Annotated in this window: 12 protein-coding genes; 8 read left to right on the top strand and 4 right to left on the bottom strand. The window is 75.3% G+C overall.

Annotated features, from left to right (window positions below; all coding sequences use genetic code 11):
* The first annotated feature begins 16 nt into the window (after positions 1-16).
* The 3 genes from ACWIZO_RS18905 (at position 17) to ACWIZO_RS18895 (ending at position 2,187) form a co-directional block, all read left to right on the top strand.
* The gene (locus ACWIZO_RS18905) at positions 17-982 is read left to right on the top strand and encodes an NADPH:quinone oxidoreductase family protein (RefSeq protein WP_448639189.1); all 966 of its coding nucleotides are present in this window, start codon (positions 17-19) and stop codon (positions 980-982) included.
* A gap of 86 nt (positions 983-1,068) precedes the next feature.
* Complete coding sequence (locus tag ACWIZO_RS18900; protein WP_448639188.1) at positions 1,069-1,212, top strand: hypothetical protein; 144 nt, start codon at positions 1,069-1,071, stop codon at positions 1,210-1,212.
* Positions 1,213-1,773: 561 nt separating this feature from the next.
* Entirely contained in the window at positions 1,774-2,187 is a 414-nt protein-coding gene (locus tag ACWIZO_RS18895; protein WP_448639187.1) for a hypothetical protein, read from the top strand.
* A gap of 322 nt (positions 2,188-2,509) precedes the next feature.
* Here the strand turns inward: ACWIZO_RS18895 and ACWIZO_RS18890 are convergent, their stop codons facing one another.
* Positions 2,510-3,115: a dihydrofolate reductase family protein gene (locus ACWIZO_RS18890; RefSeq protein ID WP_448639186.1), complete on the bottom strand. Its 606-nt coding sequence runs from the start codon at positions 3,113-3,115 to the stop codon at positions 2,510-2,512.
* A gap of 167 nt (positions 3,116-3,282) precedes the next feature.
* Between ACWIZO_RS18890 and ACWIZO_RS18885 the strand changes: the two genes are divergently transcribed.
* Both ACWIZO_RS18885 and ACWIZO_RS18880 read left to right on the top strand, forming a co-directional pair.
* Positions 3,283-3,687, top strand: coding sequence for a VOC family protein (locus ACWIZO_RS18885; protein ID WP_448639185.1), 405 nt, complete (start codon positions 3,283-3,285; stop codon positions 3,685-3,687).
* Positions 3,684-3,965, top strand: a complete 282-nt coding sequence (locus ACWIZO_RS18880) for a winged helix-turn-helix transcriptional regulator (RefSeq protein WP_448639184.1) — start codon at positions 3,684-3,686, stop codon at positions 3,963-3,965. Before ACWIZO_RS18885 ends, ACWIZO_RS18880 begins: the two co-directional genes overlap by 4 nt.
* A gap of 158 nt (positions 3,966-4,123) precedes the next feature.
* Here the strand turns inward: ACWIZO_RS18880 and ACWIZO_RS18875 are convergent, their stop codons facing one another.
* The 3 genes from ACWIZO_RS18875 to ACWIZO_RS18865 all read right to left on the bottom strand — a co-directional run bounded on the left by ACWIZO_RS18875 (position 4,124) and on the right by ACWIZO_RS18865 (position 11,755).
* Positions 4,124-5,392 (bottom strand): right-handed parallel beta-helix repeat-containing protein, encoded by a 1,269-nt coding sequence (locus ACWIZO_RS18875; RefSeq protein ID WP_448639183.1) that lies wholly within the window; start codon positions 5,390-5,392, stop codon positions 4,124-4,126.
* Positions 5,393-5,926: 534 nt separating this feature from the next.
* Positions 5,927-10,444, bottom strand: coding sequence for an HAD-IC family P-type ATPase (locus tag ACWIZO_RS18870; RefSeq protein ID WP_448639182.1), 4,518 nt, complete (start codon positions 10,442-10,444; stop codon positions 5,927-5,929).
* Positions 10,445-10,522: 78 nt separating this feature from the next.
* A complete protein-coding gene (locus ACWIZO_RS18865; protein ID WP_448639181.1) occupies positions 10,523-11,755 on the bottom strand; it encodes a PucR family transcriptional regulator in 1,233 nt (410 codons plus the stop codon).
* 117 nt (positions 11,756-11,872) lie between these two features.
* Between ACWIZO_RS18865 and ACWIZO_RS18860 the strand changes: the two genes are divergently transcribed.
* The 3 genes from ACWIZO_RS18860 to ACWIZO_RS18850 are packed head-to-tail and all read left to right on the top strand — an operon-like array spanning position 11,873 to position 15,158.
* Positions 11,873-13,372: a flavin-containing monooxygenase gene (locus ACWIZO_RS18860; protein ID WP_448639180.1), complete on the top strand. Its 1,500-nt coding sequence runs from the start codon at positions 11,873-11,875 to the stop codon at positions 13,370-13,372.
* Positions 13,369-14,304 carry an alpha/beta fold hydrolase gene (locus tag ACWIZO_RS18855; protein WP_448639179.1) on the top strand — a complete coding sequence of 312 codons (936 nt, stop codon included), beginning with the start codon at positions 13,369-13,371 and terminating at the stop codon, positions 14,302-14,304. The genes ACWIZO_RS18860 and ACWIZO_RS18855 overlap by 4 nt, the downstream gene beginning before the upstream one ends.
* On the top strand, positions 14,301-15,158 hold the full coding sequence (locus ACWIZO_RS18850) for an SDR family NAD(P)-dependent oxidoreductase (RefSeq protein ID WP_448639178.1): 858 nt from the start codon (positions 14,301-14,303) through the stop codon (positions 15,156-15,158). Before ACWIZO_RS18855 ends, ACWIZO_RS18850 begins: the two co-directional genes overlap by 4 nt.
* The last annotated feature ends 37 nt before the right edge of the window (positions 15,159-15,195 follow it).

Here is a 15,195-nt window from a genome sequence, read left to right as displayed (position 1 = left end):
TCCCGCAGGAGGACGCGTGCGCGCCGCCCAGATCGCCACCCTCGACGGTCCCTCGTCCATCCGGGTGGTCGACGTCCCCGAGCCCGACGCCGGCGGGAAGGTCGTCGTCGACGTGCACGTCGCCGGCGTGACCTTCCCCGAGGTGCTGCTCAGCCGGGGCGAGTACCAGCTCAAGCCGGAGCCGCCGTTCGTCCCCGGCAGCGAGGTCGCCGGCGTGGTGCGCAGCGCCCCGGAGGGCAGCCGGTTCACCGCCGGGCAGCGGGTGGCCGCCTTCCCGGGGTTCGGCGGCTTCGCCGAGGTGGCCGCCGTCGACCCGGCGTTCGTCTTCCCGCTCCCGGACGGCGTCTCCTTCGAGCAGGGGGCGGCGCTGCCGATGAACTACCTGACCATGCACTTCGCGCTGCGCCGCCGCGGGCAGCTGCGCGAGGGCGAGACGGTGCTGGTGCACGGGGCCGCCGGCGGCCTGGGCACGGCGGGCGTCCAGCTGGCCAAGGCGTACGGCGCGCGGGTGCTCGCCGTGGTGTCGAGCGAGGGCAAGGGCGGGGCGGCCCGGGCCGCCGGCGCCGACGAGGTCGTCCTCGCCGACGGCTTCCGCGACCGGGTCAAGGAGCTCACCGGCGGCCGCGGCGTCGACGTCGTCGCCGACCCGGTGGGCGGTGACCGGTTCACCGACTCCCTGCGCAGCCTCGCGCGCGAGGGCCGGCTGCTGGTGCTCGGCTTCACCGGCGGGGAGATCCCGACGGTGAAGGTCAACCGGCTGCTGCTGAACAACGTGTCGGTGGTCGGCGTCGGCTGGGGTGCCTTCTGGCGGGGCGAGCCCGGCTTCGTGCAGGAGCAGTGGGCCGACCTGCTGCAGCTGCTCGAGCAGGGCCGCCTGCAGCCGGTGCTCGGCACGGTGCACGACCTGGCCGACGCCGCCGCCGCGGTCACCGAGCTCGACGAGCGCCGCGCCACCGGCAAGGTGCTGCTGCGCATCCGCTGAGGTGTGAGCCGATCGGCAGCGCCTCCTGCCACACGCCGGCCCTCCCCCGCCGGACACTGGAGAGGAATCGAGTGGGGGGAGGAGCCGTGCAGGCAGAGCTGAGCGAGCTGCACGAGGACTACGTGGAGCGGGTCAACGAGGCCGTCGCCGAGGACCGCATGGACCTCGTCCAGGAGCTGCATGAGGAGTACGTCGAGGCGGCGCTGCAGCGCATCCTCGCCACCGCCTGACCGCCGGGCGCAGAGCCGGGCTGCCGGTGTCCCCGGACGGCCACTCGAGGACGGCCCGCGGTCGGCCGGACGGTCGGCCCACCGTCGCCGCGGCCGCCGCCCGGGCAGCGGCCGGAGCGGAGGCCGCCCGGCTCCGCCGTGAGCGGCCCGATCGTGGGCGTCGCCGTCGTCGGCCGCCACGTTCTCGACGAGACCGCAGGCGACCGCGGCCCACTGGTCGGCATCGACACGCGCGCTGCCGGCCGGCCCACCGCTCATCGCCCCTGCGGCGGCCACCCCGGCGGCCAACGGAGCGACGCCCAGGACGGCGGTCGCCAACACCGGCGGCGTGCACAGCACTGTCTCCACGCCCGTCGGCGAGGTGGAGGGCAGATCGCTGTACCGAGTGACGTCGTTCCGAGGGTCCCGGAGCCGGTCCTGTGTCCCTGAACGGCCCACTCGGGACAGCTCGGCACCCCGCAGGTCGATCCCGTTCCACGATCCCTGAGCCCCGTGCCGGCGCACTGTCAGCGTCGCCCGGCTCCACCGCGGCACACGCACCCGACTGACGGGGAACTGCCCATGCGGAAGCCGATCCTCCTCGTGTCGATGCCGGCCGTCGCGCTCGTCCTGTTCGCGGTTCCGGACCGGTTCGAGGGCCCCGTCCTCGTCCCCATCAGCCCTGGCCACGGACTGTCCCTCGTCGACCTCGCGGCGGTCGTCCCGCTGCTCACCGGACCGACCGCCCTCGGGGTGTTCCTCGTGCGGCGGCGTGCGGTCCTCGTCTGCACCTCCCGCCGGCGGCCCTGGGCGGCGGCCACGGTGCTCATCGACGCGGGAACCGGCCTGGGACTGCTCGTCGCGTCGGTGTTCCCGTTCTTCTGGTGGTGGGCGGTGGGAGCCGTTCTCCTCAGCCTGGCGCTCGCCGTCGTGGCGTTCGCCGCCGGCCGACACGTCCGCGGAGGACCGGTCCCCGATGTCCACCCTCGGAGCTGATCCGAGGTCCTCCCGACCCCCAGGCTGTCGCATGCCCCGGAGCAGGACCTCCCTGCGCCGCAGTCCCGACACCGACCCCGCTCGTCGATGAGGTGGACCGAGGGGTGGTCCACGGCAGGGGACGCGCTCGGCGGCCAGCGCTGTTCGCTCCGAGTCGGGCGCCTCCCGCGTGACAGCCGCCGCGATCTCACGCGAGCTCGCGGACGAGACGGGCGCCATCATCGCCGAGCACGATGGTCAGACGCTGGGCTGTCTCATGACCAAGCCGGTCGACCGCGGTCTGTCCTTCGGGCGGCCGTCCGGACCGGCCGACGGGGCGACGTCACGCAGGGGCGCCGAGCGGCGGGTGCTCGAGCACGCGCGGCTTGTACTCGGCCAGCAGGATGCGGCCGTCGAAGGTGCGGTGCTCGGTCATCTCGAGGGCGACGTCCGGATAGCCGTCGTAGATGCGTTCTTCGCCCGTGGCCCCGGTGATCACCGGGAACATCCCGACCCGGAAGCGGTCGACGAGTCCGGCTCGGAGCAGGGACCGGCACAGGCTGAGGCTGCCGATCGTGCTGAGGAGCCCCGAGCCACTCGACTTCATGGCGTGGACCGCCTCGACGGCGTCGTCGCGGACGAGCGTGCAGTTGGCCCACGTCAGCGGCTCCTCGAGTGAGGAGGAGAACACCACCTTGGACGCGTGCGTGAGCTCGTCGACGGACGCCTCCTCCTCGGGCCTGAACCCGTCTTGGCCAGTCGGGACCTCGCCGGCGGCGAAACCCGACATCAGGCGGTAGGTGTTCGCTCCCATCAGGTAGGTGACCTCGGGCTGCTCGCCGAGCCAGGCGAGGTACTCCGGGCCCTCGAGGCCCCAGAACCCGGGCCATCCCTCTCCCGATGCGTAGCCGTCGAGGGAGGTGATGAAATCGACGAGAAGCTCCGACATGGCGGTGTCCTTTCTCGGGTGTCACGAGCTCGGACCGGCCGGGAGCCACGAACTCATCGGCCGCGCTGTGCGGTGACGAGACACGGTCGAACTGCAGCGCGTCGAGGCGGCGGGCGATGTAGGCTAGGGCCTTGACGTCGGACTTGCATTTTGCAAGTGTTGGCCGCATGAGCCTCTTCATCACCTGCCCCGTCGAGGACGTCGAGCGCGCGACCGCCTTCTACACCGCCCTCGGCTGGACCCTCAACGCCGAGATGTCCGACCACAACGTGTCCTGCTTCGCGATCGCGCCCGAGCAGTACGTCATGCTCGGCAGCCGCGAGATGTACGCGCGCGTCGGCGGCGTCGAGGAGCTGGTCGGCGGACCCCACACGCCCTCGAAGGTCACCGTCTCCTTCGACCTCGGCAGCCGCGAGGCGGTCGACGAGCTCACCGAGCGCGCCGGCGCCGCCGGCGGGCGGATCGGCGACACCGACGACTACCCCTTCATGTACCAGCGCCAGTTCGACGACCCCGACGGCTACCACTACTCACCGTTCTGGATGAAGCCGGACGCCGCTCCGACCGCATGAGCGACCTCGCCGCGGCCCTCGACATCGTCGGAGCCCGGTGGGCCCTGCTCATCGTGGAGCGGCTGCTCGACGGGCCGCAGCGCTACGGCGACCTGCAGCGCGACCTCGGAGTACCGACGAACATGCTCGCCACCCGCCTGCGCGAGCTCGAAGCGGCCGGCGTCCTGACCCGCCTGCCGCTCCGGCACAACACCCGGGCCTACGCCCTGACCGACCGCGGCCTCGCCCTGCGCGAGGCGATCGTCGCGCTCGCACGCTGGGGCGCCGAGCAGGCCTGATACTGCAACGGCAGTCATGGCGGTGCCTGTCGTCGGGCGTGGTAGTGGGTGCGGGCTCGGACGTGGCGTCGTTGGCGCCATCAGGCCGAGTCAGCGAGGGGCACGCGGGGTCTGGTGCGCAGGTGGGTCTGCCTGTCGAGGCCGGCGGACCCCGCGCGTCAGGGTGCGCAGATGTCTGGCGGGATGCTGGAGTCGCAGGTGTTGTGGCGGAACTCGATCCCCTCGCCCACCGGGCGCAGGATCGGGTTCAGGTCGGGTGAGCCCAGCAGGACGTCGACGGGGGCGTTGCCGGTGATCGTGTTGCCGGCCACCTCGACGTCTTCGACCGGTCCGGGATCGGTGCCCAGCGGGTTGTTGAACGGCGGCTGGGTGAGGAGCACGAGTCCGCCGGCCGGGCTGGCGAGCATGGCGGGGTCCACGCCGGGCATGTTGTCCTGGATGACGTTGTGCTCGATGTCCACGTCATCGGCGTTCGTGATCTGCATGCCGACGCCGGAGAGGATCGCTGTGCCACGACCTCGGGTCGACCGGCAGAGCAGGTCGTTCTCGGCCGACCGGTTGCCGGCGATCTTCCAGTCCCCGCCTTCGACATCTCGGGTCGCGTCCGGGATCTCGGTGAGCGCGTCGTCGAAGACCACGACGCCGAGGCAGTTGCCGCTCACGCTGTTGCCGACGATGCGTCCGCCGCGGGACTCGCGGGCGAAGAGGCCGATGTTGTAGCCCTCGACCACGTTACCGGCGATGCGGGCGCGCGCGTCCTCGGAGTCAGCGACGGCGATCGCGGCAGTGCCCCTGTCGGGTTGGTCGGCGGTGCCGCGGTCGAGGCCCACCTCGACGTTGTCGACGATCCGGCTGCGGGTCGAGTCGGCTGCCAGGATGCCGTAGCGGCCATGCCCGTAGCCCTTGGTGTCGCTGACGTCCAAGCCGTCGGCACCCCACGCGGCGATCCCGTGGGCGGGGTGGTTGCGGGTCTGGAGGGCGGTCACGCTGACGGGGCCGTCCGGGTTCAGGAAGAACAGCCCAGACACGTTGTCCGACACGTCGCCGGGGGTGGTCTCCGCAGGATCGACGCGCTCCTGTTCCGTCCAGCAGGCCGCAGGCTCGACGGCCGGCGGCTCGTCCAGCGGCCAGTCGATGATCGTCTTGTCGCGCCCCGAGCCGACGATCGTGAGGCCCTTGCCTTCGATGCACACGGCCTCGGTGTAGGTGCCGGGCGCGATCGTGAGTGTGTCGCCGGACGCGGCGTCGTCCACGGCGTCCTGGATGGTCTTGTACCGCTCGCCCGGTCCCACCTCGAGGGTGTGCCCGGCTGCGGCGGCGACGCCTGACGGGAGGACGGCGAGCAACAGGCCTGTCGCGCTGGCTACCGCCAGGCCGCGAACCGTCCCGGCACGAGACCTCGGCTTCGTCGTCGGGGTGTGGTGCATGGTGTGAGGCCTCTCTCGGTAGCAGGGCATGCCCACGGGTCCGCGCGTCCGCGTCCGCTGGCCGGAGTTGACATGGATCCTGTGAGGTTCCTGCCCGATGCCGGTCCATCCTCGATCGCCGTGCCCAGCGGTGTCCAGACGCCCGGAGCGGAGTCTCTCCTCCGGAGACGGCCTTCGTACTGCAACGGCACGTGCCGAGCGCTGGCCCCCTGACCTGCGAGGAAGATGTGTGCCGCGCAAGCCTCGCAACGGGCCTGTGAAGTCCTGACCTGCTGTTCTCATACGGACCATGAGCAAGCGCCGTTGCAGTGCCAAGCCTCGCGCGGAATCACAGGTCGCTCCGACTGGTCGAGTCCGGCTTGCACCGACGTTCGCGCTCCGGCAAGGCGACGACTGTCCCACAGGCCGCCTTGAGAGACACGGGGACGGCGCACGTGACCACGGAGCACGCCCCAGAGCACACGTCCCGGTCCTCCGGACCGGTGGTGCGCGGTGGCGGCGCGGTCTCGGGCGGAGATGCGCCACGGCCGCACATCACCCCTGGCCGGACCCCGTCCCGCGGTCGGCGGTCGCGCGCCGGATCAGTGCCGGCAGCACCTCCGCACCGGCGGTGCCCGCGGCGGCCCAGGCGAGGACGACCAGCCACGACAGCGGGTCCAGCGGGCTGCAGCCGAAGAACCGGCTCACCCCGGGCGTCTGGACGACGGCGACCAGGGTGAGCAGCGACCCGGCCGCGGTCGCCAGCACCACCGGGCTGCGCCGTCCGGCCCACGCGGTCTGCCCGAGCTGGGTGCTGATGAGCGCGGCGAGCCCCATCGTGCCGGCGCGGCGCCGGCCGGTCAGCCGCCCGGTGGCCCACGCGCCGGTGGCCCCGGCCGCCGTCGCCACCCCGCGGACGGCCACCAGCTGCCGCACCGACGCGGTGAACCCCCGCTGCGGGCCGGCCAGCAGGACCGGCGCCAGCGGGTGCCCGGCGAGCGGGCCGTCGTCCGACGTGGTGGCCGGGCTGCGCGGCGCGGCGACGGCGACCGCCAGCGCCGGGAACATGTCGGTGAGCAGGTTGACCAGCAGCAGCTGACGGGTGCCCAGCGGCGCTCGCCCGCCGAACGCGGTGCCGAGCACCGTGAACGACACCTCCCCCGCGTTGCCGCCGACGAGGATGGCCACCGCGTCGCGCACCCGCGACCACAGCGCCCGCCCCTCGGCGACGGCGTCGACCAGCCGGGTGAGGTCGCAGTCGGTGACCACCAGGTCGGCCGCGCTGCGGGCCGCGGGCGACTCCGCGCCGGCCACGCCCACGCCGACGTCGGCCAGCCGGATCGCCGCGGCGTCGTTGACGCCGTCGCCCGTCATCGCCAGCGTCGCCCCCGCGCGGCGCAGCGCGCCGACGAGCAGCACCTTCTGCTCCGGGGAGAGCCGGGCGAACACCGCGGCGTCGGCCACCAGGCGGGCCCGCTCGGCCTCCGAGGCGCGCGCCAGCTGTGCGCCGGTGACCACCCGGTCGGCGTCGGGGATCCCCGCCTGGGCCGCGATCGCCGCGGCGGTCTCGGGGTGGTCGCCGGTGGCCACGAGCACCCGCACCCCGGCGGCGCGCAGCTGCTCGACCGCCGCGGCCGAGGAGGGCCGCACCGTGTCGGCCAGGCCCACCAGCCCGCGCAGGGTCAGCCCGTCGGCGGCCGCCTCGAGGTCGTCGGGCCGCCCGTCGACGGCGCGGTCCGCGACGGCGAGCACCCGCAGGCCGGCGCAGGCCAGCTCCTGTACCCGTGCGGCGGCGTCGCCGGCGTCGGCGCACCGGCGCAGCACCACCTCGGGGGCGCCCTTGACCACCAGCCGGCCGGAGCGCAGCGCCGCCGAGAAGCCCCGCCCGGTGGCGAACGGGACGCTCGCCTCGGCCTCGCCCTCGGCGGCCACGCGGCGCTCGCGGGCGGCGGTCACCACGGCGCGGTCGGTCTCGTGCGCCTCGTCGTCCCCGGCGCCGACGGCCGCCGCGGCCAGCCCCAGCAGGTCGTCGTCGGCCGGGCCGTCGCCGGCCAGTGGGACGAGCCGGACCACCTGCAGCCGGTTCTCCGTCAGCGTGCCGGTCTTGTCGAAGCAGACGGTGTCCACCCGGCCCAGCGCCTCCAGCACCCGGGCGCTGCGGACGACGGCGCCCCGCGTCGACAGCCGCCGGGCCGCGGCCTGCTGGGCGACGGTGGCCACCAGCGGCAGGCCCTCCGGGACGGCGGCCACCGCCACGGCCACGCCGGCGCTGACCGCCTCGCGCAGCGGGCGCCGCCACAGCACGCCGAGCGCGGTGACCGCGCCCCCGCCGGCCAGGGTCAGCGGCAGCACCGACCGGGTGAGCTCGGCCAGCCGCGCCTGCACGCCGGCCGGCGGGGCACCGGTGCCCGCGGCGCGCGCCGCCCGCCCGGCCTGCGTCGCCGACCCGACCGCGACGACGACGGCGCGTCCGCAGCCGGCCACGACCGTCGTCCCGTCGAAGAGCATGCAGCGGCGGTCGGCCACCTCGGCGCCCGGCGTCGCGGGCACCGACTTGGCCACCGCCAGCGACTCGCCGGTCAGGCTGGACTCGTCGACCTCCAGGTCGTCGGCCTCGAGCAGGCGGGCGTCGGCGGCGAGCACGTCGCCGGAGGAGACGGTGACGACGTCGCCGAGCCGCAGCTCGCCGCCGACCACCTCCTCCACGCCGCCGTCGGTCTCCCGGCGCACCCGCACGTCCTGCTCGAGCAGCAGCGACTCCAGCGCCGTCTCCGCCCGCATCCGCTGGAACGCACCCAGCAGCGCGTTGCCCACCGTCACGCTGCCGACCAGGACGGCGTCGGCGCTCTCCCCGAGCACCGCGGTGGCGCCCGCGCCGGCACCGAGCACCGGGGTGAGCGGGTCGGCCAGCTCCGCGGAGACGGTGCGCACGAAGCGGGCCGGGCCGCGCAGCAGCGCCGCGCCGGGCACCGCCCGCCGCGCCCGCGGCCGGGGGGCCTCGGGCAGCGCGGCCAGCCGGCGCAGGACGTCGTCGGGGTCGAGCGCGTGCCAGGGCGTGTGCACCGACGGGGCGGGGTCCGGCCGGCGGGCGACCCGCAGCGCCGTCCAGGTGCCGTCGAGGATCGCGGCGACCGTCGCCGTCTTGCCCGGCGTCGTGGCCTTCCGCTGGCCGTACAGCGGCGAGCCGACGGCGGCCAGCAGGGTGCCGAGGACGTTGCCGGTGAGGCCGGTCTGCACCGACCGGCGGCTCACCGCGCGGGCGTCGGCGGTGGCCGTGACGACGCGGCAGACCGTCGCCAGCCCCGATCCGGTGAGCAGGTCGGCGCCCCAGGCCGGGGTGGCGCCCGTGCCGACCGGCGCCACGCCGACGTCGGCGGCGAGCAGCCCGGCGGGATCGGCCGCCGAGACCAGCAGCACGCCGCGCCCGTCGGCCTGCAACCGGCGGACGACGTCGGCCGTCCGCTCCCCCGCCGGCGCCACCTGCCCGGCCATGCCCGCGACCTCACGGGTGCCGGCGTGCGCGGTGAGCACCAGCAGGTGCCCGGCCGCGGTCGCCGCGCCCAGCAGCGCCTCGGCGTGCGGGTCGAGCTCCCGGGCGACGACGACCGTCCCCACCCGGCGCCGGCCCTGCAGCAGCGTCCGCACCTGCGCGCCGGGCGCCTCCGGCGTCTCGCGCGGCGGTCCGAGGCGGGTGCCGCCGTCGGCCCCGTCGGCGCCCAGGAGCCGGGAGGCCGCCGTCCACACCCGCGCGTCGTCCCAGTCCGCGGCCTCCGCGGTGGCCTCCAGCACCACCGGCGGGCCGGTGCACAGCGTGGCTCCGTCGACCACCACGCAGTCGACCCGGTCGAGGCGGCGGTAGACCGACCCGTCCATGGGCACGACCCCGGCGCGGCACATCAGCAGGTCCAGCGTCGCGGCGAAGGACTCCCGGCCCTGCAGTGCGGCCCTGGGGCTCAGCGCCTTGACCAGGTCGGCCGATCGTCCCGGCCGGCGGGTGAGCGCCAGGACGGCGAGCGCGGCGGCCGTCGTCGCCGGGCCCAGCCGCGCCTGGTACCGCTCGAGCGCGCCGGGCGGCAGCGGCACCGGGCGCGGACCGACGTCCCGGACCCCGGCGGGCTCGTCGTCGCCGGGGTGGGGCCGGCACAGCTCCTCCTCGCGGCGGCACCACACCTGCCGCCGGGCCCGCGCCTCCAGCGCCTGCTGCACGGAGGTGACGGCGTTGAGCGCCGGGATCGTGGAGCTCTGGGTGAGCGCGTGCAGCAGCGCGGAGAGCGCGTCGAGGGCCAGGCCGGTGCCGAGCCCGCCGATCCGGCGGGTGAGGGCGCGGGTCAGCCAGTCCTGCGCGTCGAGCAGCGGGATGACGAGGGTGGCGTGTCGGGACAGCGCCGGCACCGGCAGGGCCCGGCCCGCGGCGGCCACGCCGACGGCGAGGAGGTCGATGGAGGCCGACACCAGGGCGGCGAGCACCGGCTCGAGGTCGGCGGGGTGGTCCTCCCGCTCGGGCAGCCCGGCCTCGCCGGCGACCGCCCGGTGCAGTGCGCCGACGGTGTCGACGACGTCGTCCACGCCGACCCGCCGCTCGTCGACGGCGACCAGCACCCGGCCGACGACGTCGTTGACCGCCGCCCACCGCACGCCCTCGAGCCGCTCGAGCTGCTCGCGCAGGCTGCGGCCGGCGTCCGGCGGCGCGTCCGGGCCGCGCTCGGGGACCTCGACCTGCACCACGCCGGGAGCGGCCCAGACGCGCGGGGTGCGGCGGGCGCCGGGCGGCTCGAGCATCCCGCGGGCGACGTCGGCCAGCTCCCGGACGCGCCCGCTGGGCATGGGGTCGGCGCCGGTGACCAGCGTGCCGACGGCGCGGATGCCCGGCCGGGCCACCGTCCGGGCCAGGGAGACCGACCGGCCGGTGACGGCGGAGGCCAGCCGGGCCGACGTCCGCGTCGAGGCGCCGAGCAGGTCGGCGGTGACGAGGGCGGGCACGGCGGCCAGCGTCGCGCCGGTGACCGCCACGCGGACCGTGGCCGTCACGGCGGCCCGGGCGACGCCGAACCGCGGCAGGAGGCTCACCGTCATCGCCGACCTCCCCCCTCCCTGGGCTCATCGTGGACGGTCCCGTCCGGATGCGCACCCGCTGCCCGCGCGCCGCTCCCGTCAGCCGGAGGCCCCGCGCCAGCGGAGGACCTCCAGCGCCGCGGCGACGCCGAGGACGTCGTCGGCCAGCGGCCGCGGGAGCAGCTCGTCGGCGCGGGTCAGCCGGCGCAGCACGGTGTTGCGGTGGGTGTAGAGCCGGGCGGCCGTGCGCGAGGCGTTGCCCAGCTCGCGCACGTAGGTGAGGACGGTCTCGCGGGTGTCGGCGTCGGCGGTGAGCAGGCCCCCGAGGGTGTCGGCGAGGAACTCGTCGACCGCGGTGGGCTCGCTGGTGAGCAGCGCGACCAGCTGCACGTCCTCGAAGCGGGCCACCTGCTGCGGCGAGGTGAGGCGGGCCAGCATCCGCTGGGTGGTGGCGGCGTCGAGGTGGCTGCGCCGGAAGCCCTCGACGTCACGCCCCGGCCGGCCCACGGCCACGCGGACGTCGGGGGCGCCGGCCAGCTCGGCGGCGAGGTAGGCCGGACGGGGCGCGGTGCCGACGGGCAGCCACACCCACAGCGCGGCGGCGCTGGCGACGACGGTGAGCCGGTGCGGGGCGCCGCTGGCCCGCACCGCCGCCTCGGCCGCGGCCTCGAGCTGCTCGGGGGCCGCGCTGCCCGAGCCGCTCCACACGATCGCCGCCGTGTGCGGCCCGGCGAGGCCGTAGCCGAGCTGCGCCTCGGCGCGGGCCCGGCCCAGCGGCGCGCCCTCCAGCAGCAGCGTCACCGCGGCCCGCCGGTCGGCGTGCGCCCCGCGGGTGAGCTCGGCCCGCTCGGCGAGCATCCGCTCCGACACCGCCGCCACGGTGTCGTCGACGAAGGTGCTGATCGACAGCGCCGAGACGTCGAGCAGCTCCCGCAGCTGCTCGGGGTCGCGGGTCAGCTGGAAGCAGATCTCCATCCACCGGCGCCAGGCGACCCCCTGCGCCGTCCGGTAGGCGTCCAGGCCGCTCTGGTCCAGCCCGCGCCGCACCAGGTCGCGCGCGGCCTCGAGCACCTCCGGCCCCAGTGCGACCGGCACCCGCACCGCCGGGTGCTGGACGTTGGCCGCGGCCCAGTGCAGCAGGTTCGCGAGGGTCGACCGCCGGGTCGCCGCGGCGAGGACCGGGTCCTCCGCCACCGGCCGCATGCGGCTGCCGCCCAGGGCCGCCGCGTGCACCTCCTCCACCCAGGCGGCGCGCGGGTCCAGCGCCACCTCCGCACCCCGCCGGAACAGCTCGCGCACCGGTGGGGAGACGGCGGGCCAGTCGTCGCTCACGCGGGCAGTGTGCACCACGCCCGGGGGATGCTGGTGCACGTCGTCCTGGCGGTCGGTGACCTCGGCCACGGATCGTGGGAGGCGGTGTCCCCTGCAGTCCCCTCTCCTGGAGCCCCCGTGACCTCTCCCGCGACGCCGGTCGAGCACCTCGACGTCGTCATCGTCGGTGCCGGCATCTCCGGCATCGGTGCCGCCTACTACCTGCAGCGCGACCACCCGCAGCGCTCCTTCGCGCTGCTCGAGGCCCGCGGCACCTCGGGCGGGACGTGGGACCTGTTCCGCTACCCCGGCATCCGGTCGGACTCCGACCTGCACACCTTCGGCTACGAGTTCAAGCCGTGGCGCGACCGGCAGTCCATCGCCGACGCCCCGCGGATCCTGTCCTACCTGCGCGAGACGGTCACCGAGAACGGCCTGGAGGAGCGGATCCGCCACCACCGCAAGGTGGTCGGCGTCTCCTGGTCCTCGGCCGAGGCCCGCTGGGCCGTCGACGTCGAGCACACCGACACCGGCGAGCGCAGCACGCTCACCGCCGGCTGGGTCTTCGTGGCCGGCGGCTACTACCGCTACGACGAGGGCTTCACCCCGCACTTCGAGGGCCGCGAGCGCTTCCGCGGCCCGATCGTCCACCCGCAGCACTGGCCGGCCGACCTCGACCACACCGGCAAGCGGGTCCTCGTCATCGGCAGCGGCGCCACCGCCGTCACCCTGGTGCCGGCCATGGCCGGCACCGCCGCGCACGTCACGATGCTGCAGCGGACGCCGAGCTACGTGCTGCCCGTCCCGCGCGAGGACAAGATCGCCCCGCTGCTGCGGACGTGGTTCGGCGAGGAGCGCGGCTACGCGCTGACCCGCCGCAAGAACATCGCCCAGCAGCGGCTCATCTGGAGCTTCTGCCAGAAGCACCCGAAGGCCGCCCGGAGGCTCATCCGGAAGATCAACACCAAGATGCTGCCCGAGGGCTACGCCGTCGACGAGCACTTCAACCCGCCCTACGACCCGTGGGACCAGCGGATGTGCGCCGTCCCGGACGGCGACCTGTTCCGCGCCATCCGCGCCGGCGACGCCTCGGTGGTCACCGACCGGATCGCCACGTTCACGGAGAACGGCGTGCTGCTGGAGTCCGGCCGCGAGCTGGAGGCCGACGTCATCGTGACGGCGACCGGGCTCAACGTGCAGGCCTTCGGGGGCCTGCGGCCGGTGGTCGACGGCCGGCAGGTCGAGCTGTCGGAGACCGTGGCCTACAAGGGCATGATGCTGTCCGGCGTGCCGAACCTCGCCTTCGCGATCGGCTACACCAACTCCTCCTGGACGCTGAAGGTCGGCCTGCTCTGCGAGCACTTCTGCCGGCTGCTGCGGCACATGGACGAGCACGGCTACGACACCTGCACCCCCGAGCCGGCCGACCCGGACATGCCGACCCGGCCCTTCCTCGACTTCGCCGCCGGCTACATCCAGCGCGCCGTCGACGCCCTGCCCCGCCAGGGCGACCGCATGCCCTGGCTGACCTCCATGCACTACCACTCCGACGTCAAGCTGCTCCGGGCCGACAGCGTCGCCGACCCCGAGCTCACCTTCGCGCGCGCCGCCGTCCCCGCCGCGGCGGTGTCCGCGTGACGGTGACCGAGCAGGCCTCCGTCGGCGTCGACGAGGACCGCTTCGTCGACCTCCCGGCCGGTCCGCGCCTCTGCCACCGCGTCGACGGCCCGGCCGACGGCGAGCCGCTCCTGCTCGTCGCGGGGCTGGGCATCGACCTCACGTCCTGGCCGCAGCCGCTGGTCGACGGCCTCGTGGCGCGCGGCTTCCGGGTCGTGCGGTTCGACAACCGCGACGTCGGCCGGTCCAGCTCGATCCCCACGCCGCCGCCGGGCCGGCTCCGGCAGCTGCTCGCCCGCCCGCGGCCCGGCGCCTACGACCTGACGGACATGGCCGCCGACACCGTCGGCCTGCTCGACGCGCTCGGCCTCGGGCGGGTGCACGTGGTCGGGATGTCGATGGGCGGGATGATCGCGCAGGTGGTCGCAGCGAGGCACCCGGCCCGCGTCGCCACCCTGACGTCGATCTTCTCCACCACCGGCTCGCGGCGGGTGGGGCAGCCGGCCCGCTCGACGATGCTCAAGCTGGCCGCCCGGGCGCCGCGCACCGTGGAGGAGTCGGTGACCCGACACCTGGCGATGCTCGGCCACATCGGCTCGACGACGTTCCCGCCCGACGACGAGCTCGAGCGGGCCTGGGCGGCCGGCCTGTGGGAGCGCGGCGGCGGCGCCGTCGCCCGCGCCGGGGTGGCCCGGCAGATCAGCGCCATCCAGGCCTCCGGCGACCGGACCGCCGAGCTGCGACGCATCACCGCCCCGACACTCGTCGTCCACGGCGACCGCGACCCGATGGTGCACCCGACCGGGGGCCGGGCCACCGCCGACGCCGTCCCCGGCGCGCGGCACGTCGAGATCACCGGCATGGGCCACCACATCGCGCCGGGCGTCGTCGACCGGCTCGTCGCGCTCGTCACCGACCACGCCCGCACCACCACGACAGGAGCAGCCCGATGAGCAGCGTCCACGCCAAGGTCACGGGCAAGGTCGCCGTCGTCACCGGCGCGGGGTCCGGCATCGGCCGGGCGCTGGCCTTCGAGCTGGCCAAGCGGGGGGCGCGGCTGGCGCTCTCCGACGTGGACGAGCTCGGGCTGACCGAGACCGCCGACCGCGCGAAGGCGCTGGGCGCCGAGGTGTACACGGCGCGGCTCGACGTGGGCGACCGCGCCGCCGTCCTCGCCCACGCCGACGCGGTGGCCGGGCACTTCGGCGTCGTGCACCAGGTCTACAACAACGCCGGCATCTCCGGCGGCGGCACGGTGCTCGACAGCGAGTGGGAGGTCTACGACCGGGTGCTGCGGGTGAACCTCTTCGGCGTCATCCACGGCACCAAGGCGTTCCTGCCGCACCTGGTGGCCTCCGGCGACGGGCACGTCGTCAACGTCTCCAGCCTCAACGGGTACCTGGCCCAGCCCTCGCTGTCGGCCTACTGCACCAGCAAGTTCGGCGTCCGCGGGTTCACCGAGACGCTGCGCGGCGAGATGCTCGCCGCCGGGCACCCGGTGCAGGTCAGCGTGGTCCACCCTGGCGGGGTCAAGACCGACATCGCCAACGCGTCGCTGCGGCAGGCCGAGGAGCTCGGCCACGAGGTGACCGAGGAGCAGCGCGCGCGGGTCCGGACGTACAACGAGAAGCTGCTGCGGATGCCGGCAGAGCAGGCCGCGACGATCATCGTCGACGGCGTCGAGGCGGGACGCCCGCGCATCCTCGTGGGCAACGACGCCAAGGTGATCGACCGGCTGGTCCGGCTGTTCCCCCGCCGCTACCCGCGGCTGCTGGTCCTCCTCGAGCGCCGCTTCTCCGGCTCCTGAGGCCCGGGGAGGAGGGGACGGCCGCGCTACCGTCCGG

It is taken from the genome of Geodermatophilus sp. URMC 63, assembly GCF_053502565.1.
This window is presented reverse-complemented; position numbering and strand designations above follow the sequence as displayed.

What these genes read in the sequence shown, in the direction of transcription:
- ACWIZO_RS18895 (WP_448639187.1), top strand. Translation starts at nt 1,774, where the DNA reads ATGCGGAAGCCGATCCTCCTCGTGTCGATGCCGGCCGTCGCGCTCGTC.
- ACWIZO_RS18890 (WP_448639186.1), bottom strand. Translation starts at nt 3,115, where the DNA reads ATGTCGGAGCTTCTCGTCGATTTCATCACCTCCCTCGACGGCTACGCA.
- ACWIZO_RS18885 (WP_448639185.1), top strand. Translation starts at nt 3,283, where the DNA reads ATGAGCCTCTTCATCACCTGCCCCGTCGAGGACGTCGAGCGCGCGACC.
- ACWIZO_RS18880 (WP_448639184.1), top strand. Translation starts at nt 3,684, where the DNA reads ATGAGCGACCTCGCCGCGGCCCTCGACATCGTCGGAGCCCGGTGGGCC.
- ACWIZO_RS18875 (WP_448639183.1), bottom strand. Translation starts at nt 5,392, where the DNA reads ATGCACCACACCCCGACGACGAAGCCGAGGTCTCGTGCCGGGACGGTT.
- ACWIZO_RS18870 (WP_448639182.1), bottom strand. Translation starts at nt 10,444, where the DNA reads ATGACGGTGAGCCTCCTGCCGCGGTTCGGCGTCGCCCGGGCCGCCGTG.
- ACWIZO_RS18850 (WP_448639178.1), top strand. Translation starts at nt 14,301, where the DNA reads ATGAGCAGCGTCCACGCCAAGGTCACGGGCAAGGTCGCCGTCGTCACC.